The sequence below is a fragment of the Streptomyces sp. NPDC046759 genome (genome assembly GCF_040645475.1).
GTDB lineage: Bacteria > Actinomycetota > Actinomycetes > Streptomycetales > Streptomycetaceae > Streptomyces.
In genome coordinates this window covers 84113-106353 of the sequence record NZ_JBEYYJ010000022.1, presented here as the reverse complement: position 1 = coordinate 106353, position 22241 = coordinate 84113, and the positions used below count along the sequence as shown (strand labels likewise).

General features: G+C 72.6%; 23 protein-coding genes and 1 pseudogene. 18 read left to right on the top strand and 6 right to left on the bottom strand.

The annotated features are described in order from the left end of the window. Positions 1-169: 169 nt before the first annotated feature. Positions 170-1030 (top strand): helix-turn-helix transcriptional regulator, encoded by an 861-nt coding sequence (locus ABZ919_RS27430; protein ID WP_361252796.1) that lies wholly within the window; start codon positions 170-172, stop codon positions 1028-1030. A gap of 9 nt (positions 1031-1039) precedes the next feature. Continuing rightward, positions 1040-1261, top strand: a complete 222-nt coding sequence (locus ABZ919_RS27425) for a DUF397 domain-containing protein (protein ID WP_361252794.1) — start codon at positions 1040-1042, stop codon at positions 1259-1261. Between the two features lie 116 nt (positions 1262-1377). Here ABZ919_RS27425 and ABZ919_RS27420 read toward each other — a convergent pair whose 3' ends face one another. After that, positions 1378-2505, bottom strand: coding sequence for an 8-amino-7-oxononanoate synthase (locus tag ABZ919_RS27420; protein WP_361252792.1), 1128 nt, complete (start codon positions 2503-2505; stop codon positions 1378-1380). Positions 2506-2652: 147 nt separating this feature from the next. Here ABZ919_RS27420 and bioB point away from each other — a divergent pair, with 147 nt between their 5' ends. The 4 genes from bioB to ABZ919_RS27400 all read left to right on the top strand — a co-directional run bounded on the left by bioB (position 2653) and on the right by ABZ919_RS27400 (position 6794). Continuing rightward, on the top strand, positions 2653-3915 hold the full coding sequence (bioB, locus tag ABZ919_RS27415) for a biotin synthase BioB (protein ID WP_361252790.1): 1263 nt from the start codon (positions 2653-2655) through the stop codon (positions 3913-3915). Positions 3916-3919: 4 nt separating this feature from the next. Continuing rightward, complete coding sequence (locus ABZ919_RS27410; protein ID WP_361252910.1) at positions 3920-5200, top strand: adenosylmethionine--8-amino-7-oxononanoate transaminase; 1281 nt, start codon at positions 3920-3922, stop codon at positions 5198-5200. 1 nt (position 5201) lies between these two features. Beyond that, positions 5202-5918 (top strand): dethiobiotin synthase, encoded by a 717-nt coding sequence (gene bioD, locus ABZ919_RS27405; protein WP_361252789.1) that lies wholly within the window; start codon positions 5202-5204, stop codon positions 5916-5918. Between the two features lie 183 nt (positions 5919-6101). Next, positions 6102-6794, top strand: coding sequence for a class I SAM-dependent methyltransferase (locus ABZ919_RS27400; RefSeq protein WP_361252787.1), 693 nt, complete (start codon positions 6102-6104; stop codon positions 6792-6794). On the opposite strand, the gene ABZ919_RS27395 is transcribed toward ABZ919_RS27400, so the two are convergent. Further along, positions 6795-7169 carry a fic family toxin-antitoxin system, toxin component gene (locus tag ABZ919_RS27395; RefSeq protein WP_361252785.1) on the bottom strand — a complete coding sequence of 125 codons (375 nt, stop codon included), beginning with the start codon at positions 7167-7169 and terminating at the stop codon, positions 6795-6797. 4 nt (positions 7170-7173) lie between these two features. Beyond that, a complete protein-coding gene (locus tag ABZ919_RS27390; RefSeq protein ID WP_361252783.1) occupies positions 7174-7413 on the bottom strand; it encodes a toxin-antitoxin system HicB family antitoxin in 240 nt (79 codons plus the stop codon). Between the two features lie 117 nt (positions 7414-7530). Here ABZ919_RS27390 and ABZ919_RS27385 point away from each other — a divergent pair, with 117 nt between their 5' ends. From ABZ919_RS27385 to purB, 8 genes are all read left to right on the top strand, one after another. Further along, on the top strand, positions 7531-8349 hold the full coding sequence (locus tag ABZ919_RS27385) for an ABC transporter ATP-binding protein (RefSeq protein WP_361252781.1): 819 nt from the start codon (positions 7531-7533) through the stop codon (positions 8347-8349). 4 nt (positions 8350-8353) lie between these two features. Continuing rightward, positions 8354-10924 (top strand): FtsX-like permease family protein, encoded by a 2571-nt coding sequence (locus tag ABZ919_RS27380; protein ID WP_361252779.1) that lies wholly within the window; start codon positions 8354-8356, stop codon positions 10922-10924. A gap of 78 nt (positions 10925-11002) precedes the next feature. After that, positions 11003-11887 carry an LLM class F420-dependent oxidoreductase gene (locus ABZ919_RS27375; protein WP_361252777.1) on the top strand — a complete coding sequence of 295 codons (885 nt, stop codon included), beginning with the start codon at positions 11003-11005 and terminating at the stop codon, positions 11885-11887. Positions 11888-11932: 45 nt separating this feature from the next. Continuing rightward, complete coding sequence (locus ABZ919_RS27370) at positions 11933-12358, top strand: GNAT family N-acetyltransferase (RefSeq protein WP_361252775.1); 426 nt, start codon at positions 11933-11935, stop codon at positions 12356-12358. Between the two features lie 152 nt (positions 12359-12510). After that, entirely contained in the window at positions 12511-13854 is a 1344-nt protein-coding gene (locus tag ABZ919_RS27365; RefSeq protein ID WP_361252773.1) for a hemolysin family protein, read from the top strand. Next, positions 13851-14870: a hemolysin family protein gene (locus tag ABZ919_RS27360; protein WP_361252771.1), complete on the top strand. Its 1020-nt coding sequence runs from the start codon at positions 13851-13853 to the stop codon at positions 14868-14870. The genes ABZ919_RS27365 and ABZ919_RS27360 overlap by 4 nt, the downstream gene beginning before the upstream one ends. Positions 14871-14968: 98 nt before the next feature. Further along, positions 14969-15844: an SGNH/GDSL hydrolase family protein gene (locus ABZ919_RS27355; RefSeq protein ID WP_361252769.1), complete on the top strand. Its 876-nt coding sequence runs from the start codon at positions 14969-14971 to the stop codon at positions 15842-15844. 59 nt (positions 15845-15903) lie between these two features. Continuing rightward, positions 15904-17349: an adenylosuccinate lyase gene (purB, locus tag ABZ919_RS27350; RefSeq protein ID WP_361252767.1), complete on the top strand. Its 1446-nt coding sequence runs from the start codon at positions 15904-15906 to the stop codon at positions 17347-17349. Positions 17350-17534: 185 nt separating this feature from the next. On the opposite strand, the gene ABZ919_RS27345 is transcribed toward purB, so the two are convergent. Continuing rightward, positions 17535-17789, bottom strand: a complete 255-nt coding sequence (locus ABZ919_RS27345; RefSeq protein WP_361252765.1) for a hypothetical protein — start codon at positions 17787-17789, stop codon at positions 17535-17537. 30 nt (positions 17790-17819) lie between these two features. Between ABZ919_RS27345 and ABZ919_RS27340 the strand changes: the two genes are divergently transcribed. Further along, positions 17820-18119, top strand: coding sequence for a hypothetical protein (locus ABZ919_RS27340; protein ID WP_361252763.1), 300 nt, complete (start codon positions 17820-17822; stop codon positions 18117-18119). 120 nt (positions 18120-18239) lie between these two features. Continuing rightward, positions 18240-18389 carry a hypothetical protein gene (locus ABZ919_RS27335; RefSeq protein WP_361252762.1) on the top strand — a complete coding sequence of 50 codons (150 nt, stop codon included), beginning with the start codon at positions 18240-18242 and terminating at the stop codon, positions 18387-18389. Between the two features lie 177 nt (positions 18390-18566). Here the strand turns inward: ABZ919_RS27335 and ABZ919_RS27330 are convergent, their stop codons facing one another. Further along, positions 18567-19010 carry a hypothetical protein gene (locus ABZ919_RS27330; protein ID WP_361252760.1) on the bottom strand — a complete coding sequence of 148 codons (444 nt, stop codon included), beginning with the start codon at positions 19008-19010 and terminating at the stop codon, positions 18567-18569. 30 nt (positions 19011-19040) lie between these two features. On the opposite strand from ABZ919_RS27330, the pseudogene ABZ919_RS27325 reads away from it, so the two are divergent. Further along, positions 19041-19679: pseudogene (locus ABZ919_RS27325) on the top strand (response regulator transcription factor). 91 nt (positions 19680-19770) lie between these two features. After that, a complete protein-coding gene (locus tag ABZ919_RS27320) occupies positions 19771-20928 on the top strand; it encodes an ROK family transcriptional regulator (protein WP_361252759.1) in 1158 nt (385 codons plus the stop codon). A 374-nt stretch (positions 20929-21302) separates the two neighbouring features. On the opposite strand, the gene ABZ919_RS27315 is transcribed toward ABZ919_RS27320, so the two are convergent. Beyond that, positions 21303-22064 (bottom strand): GntR family transcriptional regulator, encoded by a 762-nt coding sequence (locus tag ABZ919_RS27315; RefSeq protein WP_361252757.1) that lies wholly within the window; start codon positions 22062-22064, stop codon positions 21303-21305. Positions 22065-22241 lie beyond the last annotated feature (177 nt).

The following is a 22241-nucleotide window of genomic DNA, read 5'->3' as shown; positions in this document are numbered from 1 at the left end:
CGGATGGTTCGAGTACGGTCCCGGACTGGTGCTTGCTCGTCAGACTGCCATCACCGGGCCGGTGACGGGGAGCGATCCACCAAGATATGCATATATCTGTCGCCCGAAGCGGTGAACTCTACGACGGGAGACCGTATTTGGGCGGCCCGGAAGGAGTAAGGAGGAGCCCATGCAGAACGGGCCGGCAGTGCGCCGCCGCAAACTGGGCGCCGAACTGCGCACGCTGCGTACCAGTGCTGGGCTCACCAGCGGTGAGGCGGCCCGGCTGGTCGGCTGGCACCAGTCGAAGGTCAGCCGAATCGAGACGGGCGCCAGCGGGGTGAAACCAGCCGATGTGCGGTTACTGCTCGACGCCTACGAGGTGCGGGACGGGCAGCTGCGCGAGTTGCTGCTGATGCTGGCGGGGTCCGAGGAGACGGGCGACCGGGACCGCTGGTGGCACGCCTACCGCGGAGTGCTGCCCCCCACCTACCGGGACTTCATCAGCCTGGAGTCGCAGGCGAGCGCGATGCGCACGCTGGAGACCACGGTCGTACCCGGTCTGCTGCAGACGCCCGAGTACGCCCGCGCGGTGACCCGGGCGGCCGTGAAGGACCTGGACGACGAACGCCTGGACACGCTGGTGGAGGTGCGCCTGGCCAGGCAGGACGTGCTCCGCACGAATCCGCCGCTGAGGCTGAGCGCGGTGCTGGACGAGGCGGTGCTGCGGCGCGAGGTCGGCGGCCCCGAGGTGATGGCCCGGCAGCTGGAGCGCCTTACGGAGGCCGCCCGGCTGCCCCAAGTCCGGCTCCAGGTGCTGCCGTTCGGCGCCGGGGCGCATGTCGGCCTCACCGGACCTTTCGTTATCTTCTCATTTCCGAGCACTTCTGATCTGGATGTAGTTGTTCTCGACCAGTTGACGAGTAGCCTCTACCTGGAACGGAAAGAAGACCTCATGGCCTACTCAGAGGCCTTCGACACCCTTCGCATGCACGCCCTTTCACCCGAGGAAACGTTGGATTACATCGCCGGGATAGGTGACGGCGCGTAAGGAGGCACCATGTCAGCTCTGCCTCGGAACGTCCCTGCCAGTACCGACCTGCACGACGTGCGCTGGCTGCGCAGCAGCTACAGCACGGGAGCCAACAACTGCGTGGAGACGGCCCGGCCGCGCTCCGGCCCCTGGGCCGGGCTGCTCGCCGTGCGCGACTCCAAGAGCCCCACCGGACCCGCACTGCTCTTCTCCACCGCGGCCTGGGCCGGATTCGTCACCCTTCTCTGATCAGCGCCCGATCAACGACCGACAACGACCGACAACCGACGGCTATCGATCATCATCCGATCAGAATCGGTCACTCATCATCGTTCTGTTGCGGAGCACGGCCGTGTCACGCCGACTCATGGTCGCGTTTCGCAGATCACCCGTACAGCGCGTTCGATCTCGGCCCCGGACAGGTCGGCCCGGGCGGTCAGCCGCAGCCGTGAGATGCCGTCGGGCACGGAGGGTGGGCGGAAGCAGCCCACGGCCAGCCCGGCGGCGCGGCAGTCGGCCGCCCAGCGCACCGCCTGCTCCGGGGACGGGGCCCGCACGGAGACCACCGCGGCGTCCGGCCGCACCGCTTCCAGACTCGCGGCGGTCAGCCGTGCGTGCAGTTCGGCGGCCACCTCACGGGCGCGCGCCGCGCGTTCCGGTTCGCGGATCAGCAGCTGCAGTGCAGCGAGCGCGGCGCCCGCCGCCGCCGGGGCCAGGCCCGTGTCGAAGATGAAGGTCCGGGCCGCGTTGACCAGATGGTCGATCACCCGCCCCGGGCCGAGCACCACGCCGCCCTGACTGCCCAGCGACTTGGACAGGGTCGCCGTGACGACCACATCCGCGGCACCGGCCAGCCCCGCCGCATACGGCGCGCCCCGGCCGCCGTCCCCCAGCACCCCGAGACCGTGCGCGTCGTCCACCACCAGCCCCGCGCCGTGCTCCCGGCACGCCCCGGCCAGCGCGGCCAGCGGAGCCCGGTCGCCGTCGACCGAGAACACGGTGTCGGAGACCACGATCGCCGCCCCCCGGTGCGTGGCCAGCGCCTTGCGCACGGCCTCCGGGTCGGCGTGCCCGACGACCTGCCGCTCGCCGCGGGCGAGCCGGCAGCCGTCGATGAGGGAGGCGTGGTTGCCGGCGTCGGAGACGATCAGCGAGCCGTGCGGGCCGAGCGCGGTGACCGCGGCCAGGTTGGCGGCGTAACCGGAGGAGAAGACCAGCGCCGCCTCGAAGCCGCAGAAGGCGGCCAGCTCGCGCTCCAGCTCGGTGTGCAGCTCGGTGGTGCCGGTGACCAGACGGGACCCGGTCGAGCCGCCGCCCCAGGTCCGTGCGGCCCGGGCGGCTCCCTCGGTGACCTCGGGGTGGTGGGCGAGGCCCAGGTAGTCGTTGCTCGCCAGATCCAGCAGCGGCGATTCGGCGGGGCGCGGGCGCAGGGTGCGTACGAGCCCGGCGCGGCGGCGCGCCTCGGCCTGCTCGTCGATCCAGCCGAACGCCATGGGTCCTCCGGGGCTTTTGTAGGTAGCGGACAGACACTAGCGGCACGAACGGCCACCCGAGGTGTGGCAATACCCACACGGTGAACCGTCTCCGTTGTGCAAACTCTCCTTGGCCCAGGGCGGTCCGGTAGGACAGGATCAGGCCTCATGGACCTGCTGAACACGCTGGTGGACAAGGGGCTTCGGCGCGAGCTGCCGACCCGCGAGCAAGCGCTCGCCGTTCTGGCCACCTCCGACGACGACCTGCTCGATGTGGTGGCCGCGGCCGGAAAGGTGCGCCGGCACTGGTTCGGGCGACGGGTGAAACTCAACTATCTGGTGAACCTCAAGTCCGGCCTGTGCCCGGAGGACTGCTCCTACTGTTCGCAGCGGCTCGGCTCGAAGGCCGACATCCTGAAGTACACGTGGCTCAAGCCCGACGAGGCCTCCGAGGCGGCCGCGGCCGGCCTCGCGGGAGGCGCCAAGCGGGTGTGCCTGGTGGCCAGCGGACGCGGCCCGACGGACCGGGACGTGGACCGGGTCTCGGAGACCATCAAGGCGATCAAGGAACAGAACGAGCAGGTCGAGGTGTGCGCCTGCCTCGGTCTGCTCTCCGACGGCCAGGCCGAACGGCTGCGCGAGGCGGGTGCGGACGCCTACAACCACAACCTCAACACCTCGGAGTCCACGTACGGGGACATCACCACCACCCACACCTACGCCGATCGGGTGGACACGGTGAACAAGGCGCACGCGGCCGGCCTGTCCGCGTGCTCCGGTCTGATCGCGGGCATGGGCGAGAGCGACGAGGACCTGGTGGACGTGGTCTTCTCGCTGCGTGAACTGGACCCCGACTCGGTGCCGGTGAACTTCCTGATCCCGTTCGAGGGCACCCCGCTGGCCAAGGAGTGGAACCTCACCCCGCAGCGCTGCCTGCGGATCCTGGCGATGGTCCGGTTCGTCTGCCCGGACGTGGAGGTCCGTATCGCGGGCGGCCGCGAGGTCCACCTCCGTTCGATGCAGCCGCTCGCGCTGCACCTGGCCAACTCCGTCTTCCTCGGGGACTACCTGACCAGCGAGGGCCAGGCCGGCAAGGCCGACCTGGAGATGATCGCGGACGCCGGTTTCGAGGTGGAGGGCGCCGGCGAGGTGACGCTGCCGGAACACCGGGCGGCGGCCTCGGGAGGCTGCGGCTCCGTGTGCGGCTCGCACGAGGGCTGCGGCTCGCACGAGGGCTGCGGCTCGCACGAGGGCTGCGGCTCGCACGAGGGTGGCGGCTCGCACGAGGGTGGCGGCTCGCACGAGGGCGCGTGCGGTACGACGGCCGACGCGTGCGGTACGGCCGTGGCGCCGTCCACGCAGGAGCCGCGCACCGACCTCGTGGCCGTACGCCGCCGGGGCGCCGGAACGGATCTCGCGCCCAATGCCTGAGCGGCTGCCCGCTCTGAGGGTGGGCGAGCTGCTGGAGCTGGACCGGCGGCATGTCTGGCACCCGTACGGCCCGATGCCCGGCCGCGGCGAACCGCTGGTCGTGGAGTCGGCGAGCGGGGTCCGGCTGCGGCTCGCCGACGGCTCGGGCGAGCTGGTGGACGGCATGTCCTCGTGGTGGTCGGCGATCCACGGCTACAACCACCCGGTCCTCAACGAGGCGGCGCACGAACAGCTCGGGCGGATGAGCCATGTGATGTTCGGCGGGCTCACGCACGAGCCCGCGGTACGGCTGGCGAAGCATCTTGTCGACATGTCGCCGGAAGGACTCGAGCACGTCTTCCTCGCCGACTCCGGTTCGGTGTCGGTCGAGGTGGCGGTGAAGATGTGCCTGCAGTACTGGCGCTCGACCGGCCGGACCGGGAAGCAGCGGCTGCTGACCTGGCGGGGCGGCTACCACGGGGACACCTGGCAGCCGATGTCGGTGTGCGACCCCGAGGGCGGGATGCACGAGCTGTGGACCGGGGTGCTGCCGCGCCAGGTGTTCGCGGACCCGCCGCCCGCCGCGTACGAGGAGTCGTACGCGGAGCGTCTGCGCGAGCTGATCGCCCGCCACGCGGACGAGCTGGCCGCGGTCATCGTCGAGCCGGTGGTGCAGGGCGCGGGCGGGATGCGCTTCCACTCCCCCGCGTATCTGCGGGTGCTGCGCGAGGCCTGCGACGCGCACCACGTGCTCCTCGTGTTCGACGAGATCGCCACCGGTTTCGGCCGCACCGGCGCGCTGTTCGCGGCGGAGCACGCGGGCGTCACCCCGGATGTGATGTGCGTCGGCAAGGCACTGACCGGCGGCTATCTGACGCTGGCGGCCACGCTGTGCACCGCGCGGATCGCCGACGGCATCTCACGGGGCGAGGTGCCGGTGCTCGCGCACGGACCCACGTTCATGGGCAACCCGCTGGCGGCTGCCGTGGCGTGCGCGTCCATCGAGCTGCTCCTGGGCCAGGACTGGCGGGCGCAGGTCAAGCGGATCGAGGCGGGTCTGTGGGAAGGCCTCGCGCCGGCTCGTGAGCTGCCGGGCGTACGGGACGTCCGCGTCCTCGGGGCGATCGGCGTGGTCCAGCTCGACCACGGGGTGGACATGGCCGCGGCCACCGCGGCCGCCGTGCGGGAGGGCGTCTGGCTTCGCCCGTTCCGCGACCTGATCTACACGATGCCGCCGTACATCACCTCGGACGAGGACGTGGCGAGGATCGCGCGCGCGGTGTGCGCTGCGGCGCGGGAGGGATGACATGCCGGTACTGGTGATCACGGGAACGGGCACGGAGGTCGGCAAGACCGTCACCACCGCCGCCGTCGCCGCCGCCGCGCTCGCGGCGGGGCGCTCGGTGGCCGTGCTGAAGGCCGCGCAGACCGGCGTACGGCCGGACGAACGCGGGGACGCCGACGAGGTCGCGCGGCTCGCGGGCCCGGTCACGGCCACCGAACTGGCCCGCTTCCCCGAGCCGTTGGCGCCCGGCACGGCGGCCCGGCGGGCGGGCATGGCGCCCGTGCACCCGCACGAGGTGGCCGACCGGGCGGCCAAACTGGCCGCCGAGCACGATCTGGTGCTGGTCGAGGGGGCGGGCGGCCTGCTCGTGCGCTTCGACGCGGCGGGCGGCACGCTGGCGGACGCGGCCGGGCTGCTCGGCGCACCGGTGCTGGTCGTCGCCCAGGCGGGTCTGGGCACGCTCAACACCACCGAGTTGACGGCGCTCGAACTGCGGCGCCGGAAGCTGGAGTTGGCGGGTGTGGTCATCGGCAGCTGGCCCGGCTCCCCCGACCTCGCGACCCGCTGCAACGTGACCGACCTTCCGGAGGTCGCGGGCGCACCCCTGCTCGGCGCGATCCCCGCCGGGGCGGGCACCCTGCCCCCGGCCGACTTCCGCACGAAGGCACCGGGATGGCTGGCGCCCCGCCTGGACGGAACGTGGGACGCGGAGGCGTTCCGGGTACGGGAGACGCGGTAGCCCGGGGCGAAGCCGCCCCGCCGGCCGACCGCTTCGCCCGCCTTCCGGCCGGCCGAGCCGGGTGGCGGGTGGGCGAGGCCGGGGGCCGGGGGCGGAAAGTGCGGCGGGCGGCTGACGCGGAGGGTGCGGCGGCGGTGTACGGGGGAGACTGCTCCTAGGCCGTCCTGCCCAGGGAGGTTCGCCATGCGGCTGCTGTCCTCCGGCTCCGACAAGGTGGCGCGGGGTCCCGTCCACCACCCGTTGTTCGCCCGCTGCTACGCCCGCTGCAGCGTGAGCGCCGAGGCCCGGTTCGGCATGGCCGGGGTGCGGGAGCGGCTGCTCGCCGGGCTGTCGGGGCGGGTGATCGAGATCGGCGCGGGCAACGGGCTGAACTTCGCGCGCTATCCGGGCACCGTCGCGGAGGTCGTCGCGATCGAACCGGAGCCGCTGCTCAGGAAGTTGGCGCTCGACTCGGCGCAGCGTGCCCAGGTGCCGGTCGACGTGGTGCCGGGCGCCGCGGAGGCGCTCCCGGTCAAGAGCGAGGCCTTCGACGCGGCCGTACTGTCGCTGGTGCTGTGCAGCGTACGCGACGTGCCCCGGGCGCTGAGCGAGGTGCGGCGTGTGCTCAAACCGGGCGGCCAGGTGCGCTTCTTCGAGCATGGCGCGGGCGGCGGCCCGGTGATGAGGCTGACCCAGCGCGCCCTGGACCGGACCCTGTGGCCCCCGCTGACCGGTGGCTGCCACCTGTCCCGGCAGCCGGTGGCCGCGCTGCGGGCGGCCGGGTTCACCCTCGGCCCGCACCGGCCGGTGATGATGCCGCAGAACGGTCCGGCACTGCCGTCCTCGTACTGCGCGCTCGGGGTCGCCTGGCGGCCGGACGAGCCGAACGCCCGCTGATCACAGGCCCCAGCTGCGCAGTTCGCGCGCGATGTCGTCCACGCCGGCCGCCCCCTCCTTCACCAGGCGGGCGAGGTCCCGCACCTGCTCGGGTGTGGTGACCACTTTCACCCCGCTGGCGACCAGATAGGCGTAGGCGACCGCCGAGGCGAACAGCGCGTTCGACCGCTCCAGCGCCGGCAGGTGGATCAGCAGCTGGAGCAGGGAGGCGGCGCGGGTGTGCGGGTCGTCGTACACGGGCATGCCGAATATCTCGGCGCGGTGCCGTGCGACGGCGGCGACCAGCGCGCCCCAGTCGGTGACCTGCGGGTCCCCGGGCGTCTTCTGTTCCGCGAGCATGAGGAGCCAGGCGAGGTCGATGCTGAGCTCGTTCAAGGGATCAGCGGCCGTCCCCGGTACCGGCGCCGCGGTTCTCGGCGAACTCCTCGGCGAAGACGGACTCGTACTGCTTCATGAAGTCGGCGGCGGCATCGACGAACGTGCGCCCGGCTTCCCCGGTGTCCTGTCTGACCAGCTCCTCGATATAGCGGTTGACGCTGATTCCGCGGGCCAGGGCGCGTTCGCGGGCCGCACGGGCGGTGCCCTCGTCCACGCGCACGTTCAGCTGGGTCTTCGCCATGCCTCGACGCTAGCGCCGCAACGCTAGCAAGGCAAGGGCGTGCTGAACCGCTGCGCCCGGGCCGCCCGTCCCTTACGCTCGCCCGGGACGGGCGGTTCAGGCGACCGGGAGGCGGTCTTGTCCACACCTGCTGCGCAGAACGTACGCGGTCGCGCGCCGAACGACGGGAGCGCGGCCCGCGCCCGCGAACTGACCAAGGCGTACGGCTCCGGCGAGACGGCCGTCATCGCCCTGGACTCGGTCGACGTGGACATCGCGCGGGGCCGTTTCACCGCCGTGATGGGCCCCTCCGGTTCCGGGAAGTCCACACTCATGCACTGTCTGGCGGGGCTAGACACGGTGTCGGCCGGCCAGGTGTGGCTGGGCGACACGGAGATCACCGGGCTGAGGGAACGGGAGCTGACCCGGCTGAGGCGGGACCGGATCGGGTTCATGTTCCAGTCGTTCAACCTCATCCCCACGCTGACGGCGGCCGAGAACATCACCCTCCCCCTGGACATCGCGGGCCGCAGGCCGGACGCGGGGTGGCTGGACCGCGTCATCGACACCCTCGGCCTGCGCGAGCGCCTCTCGCACCGGCCCGCCCAGCTCTCCGGCGGTCAGCAGCAGCGGGTGGCGTGCGCGCGGGCGCTGGCCTCCAGGCCGGAGCTGATCTTCGCCGACGAGCCGACCGGCAACCTCGACTCGCGGGCGGGTCTGGAGGTGCTGGGCTTTCTGCGCGGCGCGGTGGACGATCTCGGGCAGACGGTCGTCATGGTCACGCACGACCCGGGCGCCGCCGCCCACTCCGACCTGGTGCTGTTCCTGGCCGACGGGCGGATCGTGGACGAGATGGAACGGCCCACGGCGGAGAGCGTACTGGAACGGATGAAGAGATTCGACGTGGTCCGGGGCCGGCTCGGCGAAGGCGACGACGGCACCGCCCGAGAGGACTGACCGGGTGCTCAAGGCGACCCTGAGGAGTTTCCTCGCGCACAAGGGGCGGCTCGCGCTGTCCGCGCTGGCCGTGATCCTGTCCGTGGCGTTCGTCGCGGGCAGTCTGATCTTCTCCGACACCGTCACCCGCACGTTCGACCGGCTGTTCGCCTCCACCGCCGCCGATGTGACGGTCCTGCCGAAGCAGCAGGACCTGAGGGCGGCCCGGCTCAGCGGCGCGGTGCAGACCGTGCCCGCCGCACTGCGGGACCGCGTGGCGCAGACCGACGGGGTGGCGGCGGCCCGCGCCGAGGTGTCGGTGCAGAACGCCGTCGTCATCGACAGCCACAACAGGTCCGTCGGCCCGACCACCGGCGCCCCGACCATCGCCCAGGCCTGGTACGTCACCCGTCGCACTCCGGTACGGCTGACCTCCGGGCACGCCCCGCACGGTCCGGGTGAGGCGCTGCTGGACGCCGACACGGCCGGCAAGAGGCACGTACGGATCGGCGACATGCTGACGGTGCAGGCGCAGCCGGGCATGTTCCGCGTGCGGGTCGTCGGCATCGCCACGTTCACCACCACCAATCCCGGCGCGGCCCTGGTCTATCTGGACCCGGCGGTGGCGGGCCGCGAACTGCTCGGGTCGGCCGCGAAGGCGACCAGCATCGCGGTGGACGCGGCCACAGGCGTGTCCGACGCGGAGCTCAAGCTGCGCGTCGGCCGGGCGATCGGCACCGGCGGTTACGACCTGAAGACCGCGAACGAACAGGCCAAGTCGGCGGCGGCCGGCCTCGGCACGTTCCTGGACGTGATCAAGTACGTGATGCTCGGCTTCGCCGGTGTCGCGCTCCTCGTCGGCGTGTTCCTGATCGTCAACACCTTCTCCATGCTGATCGCCCAGCGCACCCGTGAACTGGGCCTGCTGCGGGCCCTCGGTGCGGACCGGCGGCAGGTGCGGCGGTCGGTGCTCACCGAGGCGCTGCTGCTCGGGCTGGTCGGTTCGACACTCGGCCTCGCGGCCGGGATCGGGCTGGCGCTGGGCCTGATCCGGCTGATGACCGCGTTCGGGATGAACCTGAAGGCCACGGAGATGGTCATCGGCTGGGGCACGCCGGTCGCGGCCTATGTGGTCGGTCTCGGCGTCACGTTCGTGGCTGCCTATCTGCCCGCACGGCGGGCGGCCGCCGTCTCGCCCATGGCGGCGCTCGCGGACGCCGAGGTCGCCGGGGTGGGCAAGCCGTTGAAGGTGCGGGCGGCCGTCGGGGCGGTGGTCGGGGCGGTCGGCGTGGCGGCCCTGGCCGGGTGCGCGGCGGCCACGAAGACGGCCGAGGCGGCCTCGCTGCTCGGGGTCGGCGTGGCGCTGACGCTGATCGCGACCGTGGTCGCCGGTCCGCTGCTGGTGCGCCCGGTGATCCGGGTGCTCGGCGCGGCCTTCCCCGTACTGTTCGGCCCGGTCGGCCTGCTGAGCCAGCGCAACGCCCTGCGCAATCCGCGCCGTACGGGCGCCACGGCCGCCGCGCTGATGGTCGGGCTGGCCCTGGTCGGCGGCATGTCGGTGGCGAGCGCCTCGATGTCCGCGTCGTTCGACCGGCAGATCGACAAGAACCTGGGTGCCGACTTCGTCGTCCAGAACGCGAATTTCACCCCGTTCACCCGGCAGGTGCGGAACACCGTGGCCGCGACGCACGGCGTGGGGCTCGTCGTGCCGCAGCGGCTCAGCCAGATCGCCGTTCGGCTGCCGAACGGACAGCGCGTCCAGACGTCCGCCGTCGCCTACGGCCCGGGACTGGACGACGTGGTGCACCTGACGTACGCACAGGGCGGTACGGCGGCCGCGCTGGCGGACGGCCGTCTGGCCATGGACGCCGACTTCGCCAAGGACCACGGCGTGCGCGTCGGCAGCGTCCTCCCGGTCGAGTTCCCCGGCGGGCGGCACGCCGAGCTGACCGTGGCGGCACTCACCGAGCAGGAGACGGCGGAGGGGTTCGGCGCTCAGGGAGGCCTGTACTTCGGCCTCGCGACTCTGCAGAAGTACGTGCCGGACGCGCAGGACTCCGTGCTCTACGTCAACGCGGCCGCCGGCACGAAGCCCCAGGACCTGCGCTCTCGCCTGGACACCGCGCTCAAGCCGTTCCCGCAGGTTCAGGTGCGCAACCAGACCGACTACAAGAAGCTGGTCCACGACCAGATCGCGGTCCTGCTCTACCTGGTGTACGCGCTGCTCGGACTGGCGATCGTCATCGCCGTGCTCGGTGTGGTCAACACCCTGGCCCTGTCGGTGGTGGAGCGCACCCGCGAGATCGGGCTGCTGCGCGCGATCGGGCTGGAGCGGCGGCAGTTGCGCCGGATGATCCGCCTGGAGTCGGTGGTGATCGCGGTGTTCGGCGCGGTCCTCGGGCTGGGGCTGGGGCTCGTGTGGGGCGTGTGCATGCAACAGGTGCTGGCCCTGCGCGGGCTGACCGCGCTGGCCATCCCCTGGAGCACGATCGTCGCCGTCGTGGTCGGATCGGCGGTGGTGGGGGTGGTGGCCGCCTGGCTGCCGGCGCTGCGGGCTGCGCGGATGAACGTGCTGGCCGCGATCGCCCACGAGTGACGGCCCCTGGCCGCGCGCTGCGCCGGCGTGATGCGATCGCGCTGGCGTCTCCAAGTCACCGCCCCGCGAGGAGAGTTCATGTCACGTCCGTTCCGCTTCGGGGTCAGTCTGCTCACGCCCGCGCCCGCCGCCGAGTGGCGAGCGACGTGCAGACGCGCCGAGGAACTGGGGTACGACGTGATCCTCGTCCCCGATCACCTGGGCATGGTCGCCCCGTTCCCCGCGCTGGTCGCGGCGGCCGAGGCGACGCGGCGGCCACGGCTCGGCACGTTCGTGCTCAACGCGGGTTTCTGGAACCCGGCCCTGCTGGCCCGGGAAGTGGCGACGACGGACGCGCTCACCGGCGGACGCCTCGAACTGGGGCTGGGCACCGGGTACGTGCCGGCCGAGCACGAGGCGGCCGGGCTGCCGTTCGGGTCGCCGCGCGAGCGGGTGGATCATCTCCGGCGGACGGTCGAGGAATTGGACCGGCTGCTGGGCTCCACCGGACGCCCTCGCCCCGCCCGGTCCCGGGTTCCGCTGCTGATCGGCGCCAACGGCGACCGGATGCTGCGGCTGACCGCCGAGCACGCGGACATCGCGGCCTTCACGGGAGCCCGGCCGGGTTCTGCTCCGGGGGCGCTGGAGCCGCTCACCGCCGAGGAGCTGGACGAACGGGTGGCGCGGTACCGGGACCTTGCTGCGGGCCGGGCGGAACCGGCGGAGCTGAATCTGCTCCTTCAACTCGTGGCCGTCACGGACGACCCGCAGCCGGTGCTGAAGCCGCTGCTGGAACGGCAGCCGCAGCTCACCCTCGATGGTGCGCTGACCTTGCCCGTCGTGCTGGCCGGTCCGCTCGAGGACGTCGTCGCGCGGGTCCGGGCGCAGCGCGAGCGGTTCGGGTTCTCGTACCTGACCGTCCTGGAGCCGTACATGGAGGCCTTCGCACCGGTGATGGAGCGGTTGCGCGACGAGTCCGCATGACGGAAATCCCCGCACCCCGCACCCCGCACGTGCTCCGATGAGCACATGACTGAACTGCGCATACGCGTCGCGACCCGCGCCGACCTCGACGCCGTCCTGGCCTTCTGGAAGACGGCCGCCGAGGGCACCAGCATCAGCGACGACCGGGACGGGGTCGAGCGGCTGGTCGTCCGTGACCCGGAGGCGCTGATCCTCGCCGAGCTGGGCGGCGAGCCGGTCGGCACGGTGATCGCGGGGTTCGACGGCTGGCGCTGCCATCTGTACCGGCTCGCGGTCCACCCGGAACGGCGTCGGCAGGGCATCGGCTCGGCGCTGCTGGCCGCCGCCGAGGAGCGGTTCCTCCGGCTCGGCGGGCGGCGCGCGGACGCGATGGTGCTGGTCCGCAACGAGCGGGCGCATCACGCCTGGAGCGCGGCCGGTTACGGTGCGGAGGAACACTGGCGGCGCTGGGTGAAACCGCTCAGTCATTGAGACAACGAACGGTCTTTGCCCATCCTTTACCATTGAGGGAGCACTCGGCCCTCTATGAAAGGTTGTGAGCGACCGCCCATGGGCGAGCCTCCCCGTGCGCGCCACCGCGCGTCCCGTCCTGCGCTGTCCGATCATGGGACGGGGGTGACCCGATGACCGAAGTGCTTCTCCTTCTGGTGGCGATCCTGCTGTCGCTCGCCTGCGGCGCCTTCGTGGCGGCCGAGTTCTCGCTGACCACGGTGGAGCGGGGGGAGCTGGAGCGGGCCGCCGAGCGTGGCGAGCACGGTGCCGCGGGCGCCTTGAAGGCCGTACGGAACCTGACCTTCCAGCTCTCCGGGGCCCAGCTGGGGATCACCGTGACCAACCTGGTCGTCGGCATGCTCGCCGAGCCGTCCATCGCCAAGCTGCTCGCCGGGCCGTGCCGGGCGATGGGCCTGTCGAGCGCCACGGCGAATTCGGTGGCCCTGGTGCTCGGTACGGCGCTGTCGACGGTGTTCCTGATGGTCGTCGGCGAGCTGGTGCCGAAGAACTGGGCGATCTCCTCGCCGCTGGCCGTGGCCAAGCGGGTCGGCACGCCACAGCGCTTGTTCAGTGCGGCCTTCCGGCCCTTCATCAGGCACCTGAACAACACCGCCAACCGTGTGGTGCGCAGGATCGGCATCGAACCCGCCGAGGAGCTGGCCTCCGCGCGCGGCCCGCAGGAGCTGGCCGCGCTCGCCCGGCACTCCGCCAAGCAGGGCGCGCTGGAGCCGGACACCGCCGAGCTGTTCGTGCGGACACTGAACCTGGCCGACCTGACGGCGGAGAACGTGATGACTCCGCGCGTCCAGGTCATCGCCCTCGACACGCAGGCGACCTGCGAGGACGTGGCGAACGCCACCCGGGCCACCGGCCTGTCCCGGTTCCCCGTGTACCAGGGCGGGCTCGACTCGGTTGTCGGTGTCGCCCACGTCAAGGACGTCCTGGCCGTGCCGGCCGAGCAGCGGCGCCACCGCCGTGTCTCCCAGGTGATGCGCGAGCCGCTGCTGGTCCCCGAGTCCCTGACCGTGGACCGGCTGCTGGACCGGCTCGGCGGCCGGCGCACCATGGCCGTGGTCATCGACGAGTACGGCGGCACGGCGGGCGTGGCGACCCTGGAGGACATCGTCGAGGAGGTCGTCGGCGAGGTCCGGGACGAGCACGACCCGCACGAGACGCCCGACCTCGCCCCCGCCGGCGCGGACGAGCACGGCCGGGCCCTGTACTCGGCCGACGGCGCCGCCCGCACCGACCAGCTCGCGCGCGTGGGCCTGCGGGTGCCCGAGGGGCCGTACGAGACCCTGGCCGGCCTGGTCGCGACCCTGCTGGGCCGGATACCGGTGACCGGGGACACGGTCGAGGTCGCGGGCTGGCGGCTGGACGTGGTGGACGCCACCGGCCGCCGCGCGGCACGGGTGCTTCTGCACGCGCCGCTGGACGACGAGCAGACCCGCCAGGCCGCGGAGGGGACGCGATGACCGCCGTACAGCTGCTGATCGGCCTGGCGACCCTGGTCGTCAACGCCTTCTTCGTCGGCGCCGAGTTCGCGCTGATCTCCGTTCGCCGCTCGCAGGTCGAGCCGCTGGCCCAGGAGGGCGACCGGCGGGCGAAGGCCGTGGTGTGGGGTCTGGAGCACGTCTCCGTGCTGCTGGCCGCCGCCCAGCTCGGCATCACGCTGTGCACGCTGGTCCTGGGTGTGGTCGCGGAGCCTGCGATCGCGCATCTCCTGGAGCCGGTGTTCCACGCCGTCGGGGTGCCCGTCGGCGCGGGCCACGCCGTGTCCTTCGTGATCGCGCTCGCCCTCGCGACCTATCTGCACATGCTGATGGGCGAGATGGTCCCGAAGAACATCGCGCTGGCGGAACCGGTGCCCAGCGCCCTGCTGCTCGGGCCGCCGCTGGTCACCCTGTCCCGGGCGCTGCGCCCGGTGATCTTCACGGTCAACGCCTTCGCCAACGGGTTGCTGAAGCTGCTCAGGGTGGAGGCGAAGAACGAGGTCGGGGCGACCTTCACGGACGCCGAACTCGCCGAGATCGTCAAGGACGCCAGCGAAGCGGGGCTGATCGACGACCGTGCGCAGGAGCGGCTGCACGACGCCCTGGAGCTGGGCCGCCGGCCCGTGCGCGATGTCGTGGTACCGCTGAAACGGGTGGTGTACGCGCACATGGGGGTCACCCCGGAACAGCTGGAGCGGCTGTCGGCCGACTCGGGCTTCTCCCGGTTCCCGGTCGTCGACGTAGGCCGCCGGATCGTGGGCTATCTGCACGTCAAGGACGCGCTGGACGCCTCTCCGCGGGACGTGCCGTTCCGGCTTCGGGACATGCGGCCCATCGCACGGGTGCGGGAGCGGACCCCGCTGGACGACGTGCTCACCGCGATGCGCGGCAGCCGTACGCATCTCGCGGCGGTCCTCGGAGACGACGGCCGCCTGGCCGGTCTGGTGACCATGGAGGATGTGCTGCGGCAGCTGTTCGGGCAGCCCGCGGGAGCCTGACGGCGGCGCGGCAGGGCCGGCCGGCCCAGGGGGTGATGGCGGGCGATCCCAGGGCGACCGACCGACGGGTATGGAGCCGGGATACCATCGCTCACGCCATGCAGACGAATCCCTCATCTCCCCCGTACAGCAGCCTGGTCACGGTCGGCGACTCGTTCACCGAGGGCATGTCGGACCTGCTGTCCGACGGCTCCTACCGTGGCTGGGCCGACCTGCTCGCCGCGCGGATGGCCGCACGTACGCCGGGCTTCCGGTACGCCAACCTGGCCGTACGCGGCAAGCTGATCGGACAGATCGTCGACGAGCAGGTGGACACGGCGGCGGCCATGAACGCCGATGTGATCACGCTGGTCGGCGGCCTCAACGACACCCTGCGGCCCAAGTGCGACATGGCCCGCGTCAAGGGCCTGCTGACCGAGGCCGTGGAGCGGCTGGCGCCCTCCTGCAGACAGCTCGTGCTGATGCGCAGCCCGGGCCGCCAGGGCCCGGTGCTGGAGCGGTTCCGGCCACGCATGGAGGAGCTGTTCGCCTGCGTGGACGAGCTGGCCGGCCGGCACGGCGCGCTCGTCGTCGACCTGTACGGGGCGCCCGCGCTGAGCGACCCCCGGCTGTGGGACGTGGACCGGCTGCACCTGACGGCCGAGGGACACCGCCGGGTCGCCGAGGCGGCGTGGCAGACGCTCGGGTACGAGCCCGAGGACACCGACTGGCACGTGCCGATGCCGGCCACGCTGCCGCCGGGCTGGATGACGCGCCGGGTGGCGGACGTCCGGTTCGCCCGGCAGCACCTGCTGCCCTGGATAGGCCGTCGCCTGACCGGCCGCTCCTCGGGGGACGGCCGCCCGCCCAAGCGTCCCGAACTGCTGCCGTACGAGGGGCCCGCCGTAGCCGCGCCGCCGGACCGCAGGCACCTTCGCCCGAACTTTCCCGGACAGACCGCACGGGACACGGACGACGTGACGGGCGTCTCGTAGCTTCAGCTGAACCGGAGCATGGCGCTGGCCTGCACAAAGCACCAGTAGAATCCGTACACGTGACTTCCGCCGCGCCCGCCAAGCCCCGCATCCCGAACGTCCTCGCCGGACGCTACGCCTCCGCCGAGCTCGCCACGCTCTGGTCGCCCGAGCAGAAGGTGAGGCTGGAGCGGCAGCTCTGGCTCGCCGTGCTGCGCGCCCAGAAGGATCTCGGCATCGAGGTGCCGGACGGGGCGATCGCCGACTACGAGCGTGTCCTCGACACCGTCGACCTGGCCTCGATCGCCGAGCGCGAGAAGGTCACCCGGCACGACGTGAAGGCGCGGATCGAGGAGTTCAACGACCTCGCCGGGCACGAGCACGTGCACAAGGGCATGACCTCCCGCGACCTGACGGAGAACGTCGAGCAGCTGCAGATCCGGCTCTCGCTGGAGCTGATGCGCGACCGCACGGTGGCCGTGCTGGCGCGCCTGGGCAAGCTGGCGGGCGAGTACGCCGAGCTGGTCATGGCCGGCCGCTCGCACAACGTGGCCGCGCAGGCCACCACGCTCGGCAAGCGTTTCGCGACCGCCGCCGACGAGCTGCTGGTCGCCTACGGCCGCGTCGAGGAGCTGCTGGGCCGCTACCCGCTGCGCGGCATCAAGGGCCCGGTCGGCACCGCGCAGGACATGCTGGACCTGCTCGGCGGTGACGCGGCGAAGCTGGCCGAGCTGGAGAACCGGATCGCCGGACACCTGGGCTTCTCGCAGGCCTTCACCTCGGTCGGCCAGGTCTACCCGCGCTCGCTGGACTACGAGGTCGTCACCGCCCTGGTGCAGCTGGCGGCCGCGCCGTCCTCGCTGGCCAGGACGATCCGGCTGATGGCGGGGCACGAGCTGGTCACCGAGGGCTTCAAGCCCGGCCAGGTCGGCTCCTCGGCGATGCCGCACAAGATGAACACCCGCTCCTGCGAGCGCGTCAACGGCCTCATGGTCGTCCTGCGCGGCTACGCCTCGATGACCGGCGAGCTGGCGGGCGACCAGTGGAACGAGGGCGACGTGTCCTGCTCGGTGGTGCGCCGGGTCGCGCTGCCGGACGCCTTCTTCGCGCTCGACGGTCTGCTGGAGACCTTCCTGACGGTCCTCGACGAGTTCGGTGCCTTCCCGGCCGTCGTCGCCCGTGAACTCGACCGCTACCTGCCGTTCCTGGCCACCACCAAGGTGCTCATGGGCGCGGTGCGCGGCGGCGTGGGCCGCGAGGTCGCGCACGAGGCGATCAAGGAGAACGCCGTGGCCACCGCGCTCGCCATGCGCGAGCAGGGCGCCGAGCGCAACGACCTCCTCGACAAGCTCGCCACCGACGAGCGCCTGCCGCTCGACCGTGAGCAGCTCACCGCGCTGATGGCCGACAAGCTGTCCTTCACCGGTGCCGCCGCCGACCAGGTCGCAGCGGTCGTCGGACGGATCGAGGAGATCGTCAAGCAGCGCCCCGAAGCCGCCGGTTACACCCCCGGGGCGATTCTCTGACCGGCGCTGCCCGCTCACCCTGCCTCACCCCGACGGACTTCGGATGCTGTTCTGGCGGACCGAGTCCCTGAGGGGCGGGGTCGCAGAACATGGCACCGGACCCGCTCGGGATTCAGGCACAAGTTCGAATTGCGCCGCACCTGACTGCGCCCGCCGCCCGGCGAGCGCAGCCGGCTGCCCCCCTGTCACCCGGCCCCGGCGACCCCTTCTGACGCCAGCTGCTTCGCGGCGGCCAGGATGCAGTCGCGCGGCACCAGGACCAGGGATTCGTTCTCGCCGATCGAGGCGCCCAGCTCGTTCATCCGCTCCGCCTCCGGCGCGGTCAGGAGGTGGAGCTTCCCGATCACGAGGAAGTCGCCGTCGTCCAGCTCCAGGACGTCGGGGCAGTTGTTCGCTCCGACGGACCCGCGCTCGGCGGGCGTCGATCCGATGCGGCGCATGAGGCTCCTTGCGGTGACAGGATCGGTGTTATGAACACCAATACGGACTGGGCGTACCGGGTGTTCGAGCCGCACGGCTCTGAGGGCTGGCGCCCCTACGGCACCGACCCCGAACGGTGGCACGGCGCGATCACCGCCCCCGACTCGGCCGAGGGCGCCAAGCACGCCATCGGCCGCATAGTCGCCGACCTGATGACCGAGTGGGAGAAGACCGGCCTGCACCACGCGATGCACGTGCGGGTCTTCCTCTGGCACGACGAGGAGGGCGGCATGAAGGATGCGGACTTCGTCGTGGAGGTCCGGCCCCGGTCGGACTTCGACGCAGAGTGACGGAACGGGACGGACTACGCGCAGGCCGGGATACCGGCCCGCGGATTCGAGACAGACGGATCGAGGAGCGGCAGGGGAATTCTCAGGGGTCCGGGCACGACGCCGGCTCCGATGGCACCCGTGACCGGATCCGCCGTGTCCGGGTTCGCCCCGCCGGAGGCGCGCGGCGTGCTCCCTGTCCAGGTAGGCGTGTGGGACCAGCAGCGGCGCCCGGCGGCTGAGGGCGAAGCCGACCGGGCCGAGACCGCCGTGGCGGCCGTGGTCGGGTGACCGTGCACCGGGCGGCCTGCGGCGACCGGGCGGCCCGGGTCGGGCCTCAGGAGCGGCGCATCGGGGACACGTGAGTGTGGCTGCTGCCCCGTCCGAGCGGCCTGGACGCGCGTCGGCCGACGGCGCCGATGGCGGACGAGTTCGCCCGGCCCAGGGACGCGGCACACGACTGGACGGTCACGGCGGAGGTATCTCCGTGACGGCGAGCAGCAGCCGTATATCGTCCGCCGGGTCCCGGTCGGCGACGCCCAGTGCGACCCAGCGGCCGGCCGGCTCCGCCCGCCAGACGTCCAGGACGTCAGTGCGCAGCCCGAGGCCGGCCCAGGGCTCCGGTATCTCCTCTCCCCTGCCCATGCGGACCCGGACGGTCAGCTGGCCCCACGGCGGCTGCCGGCCCCAGCGGTCGCCGATCCGCTCGGCGAGTGCCTCCCGGTGCGCGTGGAAGTCCGCCGCCGTCCGCTCCCGGAGCTCCGGGTACCCCGCGGCCAGGTCCTGGCCGGCCATTAACTCCACCGTGAAGTAACCCGGTCCCTCCGCGCCCCCGTCGTACCCGCTGTGGTCCGCCGGGAACTCCCGGGCGCACAGCAGGTCGACGAGGGTCAGGCACGTCGCGATGTCCATGTGGTCCAGTAAAGCGGGCGGCACTGACAATTGGCGGACCGTCAGGCGTCCCTGCGGAGGAAGCCGGCGAGAGTCGAGGTGGTGGGCGAGGCCGCCGGCGGCGCAGCCGTCGTCCCGCTGGTGCGGCAACTGCGGCCGGACGTCGTCGTCATGGACGTCCGCATGCCGTTGCTGGACGGCATCGAGGCCACACGCGTGGCGCTGCGCACGGTGGCCGACCCGCCGAAGATCCCGGTGGTGACCACCTTCGAGGACGACGAGTACGTGTACGAGGCGCTGCGCGCGGGCGCCGACGGGTCCTGCTGAAACGGGCCCGGCCGGCCGAGAGCGTGCAATGCGGTGCGGCTGGTGGCGGAGGGGGAGTCGCTGCTGTTCCCGGCGTCCGTACGACGCCTCGCCGCCCGCTACGGCGACGGTGGCCCCCGGCACGTCCCGCGCTGGACCGGGCCCGGCTGACCGACCGTGCGGCGGAGGTGCCGCGGCTCATGGCGCGGGGGCTGTCCGACGCGGAGATCGCCGCAGGGCTGGTCAAGGGCACGGAGACGGTCAACTCGCATGTGCCCGCCGAGCGCCGAGCCGGCCAAGCTCTGCGCGCGTGACCGCACCCAGGCGTTGATCGCGGCGTACGAGCCGGAGTTCGCCGAGCCGGAGTTCGTCGAGCCGGGGTGAGCCGGGCGGTGTCGCGGAACCCGGCACTCGCCGGGGTGCGCCGGGCCGAGTACGATCCGCCCAACACGCCCGCGAGCTGGAAGGACGGACGGTGGGGCAGCTGACCGGCGGCGACCCCTCACTGCTGCGAAGGATCAACTCCGCGGTGGTGCTGCACGCGCTGCGTGCCACGGACTGCGCGACACTCACCGAGATCACCAGGGTCACCGGACTGTCCCGGCCGACCGTCGAGGGTGTCGTCGAAGGGCTCATCGAGGGCGGGCTCGTCGTGGAGACGGCGGCCGACGAGGGCACCGCGCGCCGTCAGGGGCGGCCCGCGCGCCGGTTCCGGTTCCGGGCCGAGGCGGGGCATCTGCTGGGCCTGGAGATCGGGCCGCACCGGGTCGCCGCGCTGCTGTCCGACCTGGACGGACGGGTGCTGGGCGCGCAGGCCAAGGAGGTCGACGAGGCGGCCCCCGCGGACGAGCGGCTGGACCGGCTGCGCGGCGCGGTCGCCGAGTTGCTGCGCCGGGCCGGGGTCGCGCGCAGCTCACTGCGGGCCGTGGGCGTGGGCACGCCGGGCATCGTCGAGGCCGACGGCACGGTGCGGCTGAGCACGGCGCTGCCGCAGTGGACGGGGCTGAAGCTGGGTGAGCGGCTCAGCCGGTCCTTCAAGTGCCCGGTGCTGGTGGAGAACGACGCCAACGCCGCGGCCGTCGCCGAGCACTGGAAGGGCGCGGCGACCGAATCGGACGACGTGGTGTTCGTGCTGGCCGGGCTGAGCCCGGGCGCGGGTTCCCTGATCGGCGGACGGCTGCACCGCGGCTACGGCGGGGCGGCCGGGGAGATCGGCGCGCTGCATCTGCTGGGCCGCGAGGAGACTCCGGAGACGCTGCTGTCCACCACCGACGAGCCGCTGCACCCGCTGGACGAGCAGGCGGTCGCCGAGGTGTTCGCGCTGGCCCGGGAGGGTGACCAGCGGGCACGGGCGGCCGTGGACCGGTTCATCCAGCGGCTGGTGCACGACGTGGCCGCGCTGGTGCTGGCGCTCGACCCCGAGCTGGTCGTGATCGGCGGCTGGGCGGCCGGTCTCGACGGCGTCCTGGAACCCCTGCACCGGGAGCTGGCCCGCTACTGTCTGCGCCCGCCCGAGGTGGCGCTGTCCCTGCTGGGGGAGGCGGCGGTCGCCACGGGGGCGCTGCGCTTGGCCTTGGACCATGTGGAGGAGCAGCTGTTCGCCGTGGACGCCGCGGGGGCTGCTCGACGGTGACGGGGCGCGCGTGGTCATGCCGGCGCGGCCCCATTGTGGTCGGTCGCGCAGTTCCCCGCGCCCCTGGGTCGGCTGCCCCACCCGGCGTCAAGGACTGAGCCCGTCGCGGGCCGGATGCGGCCGTCATGCCGGCGCGGCGCCGTTGCGGCCGGGCCGGTCGCGCAGTTCCCCGCGCCCCTCGGTCAGTCGGCCCGCCCCGAGCCAAAAGCCGAGCCCCCATGGCCCGTGGGCGCGGCCGTCATGCCGGCGCGGCCCCATTGTGGTCGGTCGCGCAGTTCCCCGCGCCCCTCGGTCAGTCGGCCCGCCCGGAGCCGGAAGCCGAGCCCCCGTGGCCGGTCGGCGTGGTCGTTTCGTGAGTTCCGTGTTCCAGGGGGTCAGGAGGCCTGGCGTTCGGGGTCGTGGTGTATTTCCACGTCGGGCGTGTCGCCGAAGGTCAGACGGCAGGTGTCGGCGCGGTAGGTCGCGACGGACAGGGCGGCGGTGCGGCCGGCTGCGAAGAAGCGGGTGGTGACGACGAGGACGGGCGAGCCGGGGAGCCGGTCGAGGTCCTTGGCGTCGTCGGCGCGGGCGGAGCCCAGCTCGACGGCGCGGTCCTGGCCCTCGAGGGTCAGGTGCTGGAGTTCGCGCAGCACCGCACGCGAGCGTGCCGGGGCGGAGGGGGCGTCGATCGCGGTGAGGTCGGGCACCGAGGCCGCCGGGATGTAGAGCAGTTCGGTGGCGACCCGCTGGCCGTGGGACATACGGGAGCGGCGCACGATGTGCACGGGCTCGTCCGCGCCGGTCTGCAGGGCCGTGGCGACGGCGGCGGGCGGCACCGTCCGGTCACAGTCGACGGGCTGCCAGGCGTCCGAGGCGGCGCCCGGCCAGACGTGCTGCTCGGTGCCGACGGCCACACCCACACGCGGGGGCGCGACGGTCGTACCGACGCCGCGGCGGCGCTGCAGCCGGCCTTCCAGCTCCAGCTGTTCGAGGGCCTGGCGGAGCGTGGCGCGGGCCACGCCGAAGCGGGCGGCGAGGTCGCGTTCGTTGGGCAGGATCTCGCCTACCGAGAACTCGGAGTCCAGTGCCTCGCTCAGCACGGTCTTGAGATGCCAGTACTTCGGTTCCGGCACCGATTCCAGCTGCGTGGTCCCCACCCTGTCCTCCGCAAGAGCCGTGGTCCGGCGGTTTTTAGCGCCCTTGTTTATTAAAGGTTGTTGCACTTCTCTGCGACCATAGGGCGGCCTTCACCCTTGGTCAAGACCAATCCTCGATCCCTTGGGCGCCGCACAGCCGGTCCGCCGTGGAGCGTTCACGAGGCGTTCGTGCGCGGC

Bases quoted from the DNA above. Each gene is read 5' to 3' on its own strand.
- ABZ919_RS27430 (WP_361252796.1), top strand. From the start codon at position 170: ATGCAGAACGGGCCGGCAGTGCGCCGCCGCAAACTGGGCGCCGAACTG.
- ABZ919_RS27425 (WP_361252794.1), top strand. From the start codon at position 1,040: ATGTCAGCTCTGCCTCGGAACGTCCCTGCCAGTACCGACCTGCACGAC.
- ABZ919_RS27420 (WP_361252792.1), bottom strand. From the start codon at position 2,505: ATGGCGTTCGGCTGGATCGACGAGCAGGCCGAGGCGCGCCGCCGCGCC.
- bioB (WP_361252790.1), top strand. From the start codon at position 2,653: ATGGACCTGCTGAACACGCTGGTGGACAAGGGGCTTCGGCGCGAGCTG.
- bioD (WP_361252789.1), top strand. From the start codon at position 5,202: ATGCCGGTACTGGTGATCACGGGAACGGGCACGGAGGTCGGCAAGACC.
- ABZ919_RS27400 (WP_361252787.1), top strand. From the start codon at position 6,102: ATGCGGCTGCTGTCCTCCGGCTCCGACAAGGTGGCGCGGGGTCCCGTC.
- ABZ919_RS27390 (WP_361252783.1), bottom strand. From the start codon at position 7,413: ATGGCGAAGACCCAGCTGAACGTGCGCGTGGACGAGGGCACCGCCCGT.
- ABZ919_RS27375 (WP_361252777.1), top strand. From the start codon at position 11,003: ATGTCACGTCCGTTCCGCTTCGGGGTCAGTCTGCTCACGCCCGCGCCC.
- ABZ919_RS27370 (WP_361252775.1), top strand. From the start codon at position 11,933: ATGACTGAACTGCGCATACGCGTCGCGACCCGCGCCGACCTCGACGCC.
- ABZ919_RS27365 (WP_361252773.1), top strand. From the start codon at position 12,511: ATGACCGAAGTGCTTCTCCTTCTGGTGGCGATCCTGCTGTCGCTCGCC.
- ABZ919_RS27360 (WP_361252771.1), top strand. From the start codon at position 13,851: ATGACCGCCGTACAGCTGCTGATCGGCCTGGCGACCCTGGTCGTCAAC.
- ABZ919_RS27355 (WP_361252769.1), top strand. From the start codon at position 14,969: ATGCAGACGAATCCCTCATCTCCCCCGTACAGCAGCCTGGTCACGGTC.
- ABZ919_RS27345 (WP_361252765.1), bottom strand. From the start codon at position 17,789: ATGCGCCGCATCGGATCGACGCCCGCCGAGCGCGGGTCCGTCGGAGCG.
- ABZ919_RS27340 (WP_361252763.1), top strand. From the start codon at position 17,820: ATGAACACCAATACGGACTGGGCGTACCGGGTGTTCGAGCCGCACGGC.
- ABZ919_RS27330 (WP_361252760.1), bottom strand. From the start codon at position 19,010: ATGGACATCGCGACGTGCCTGACCCTCGTCGACCTGCTGTGCGCCCGG.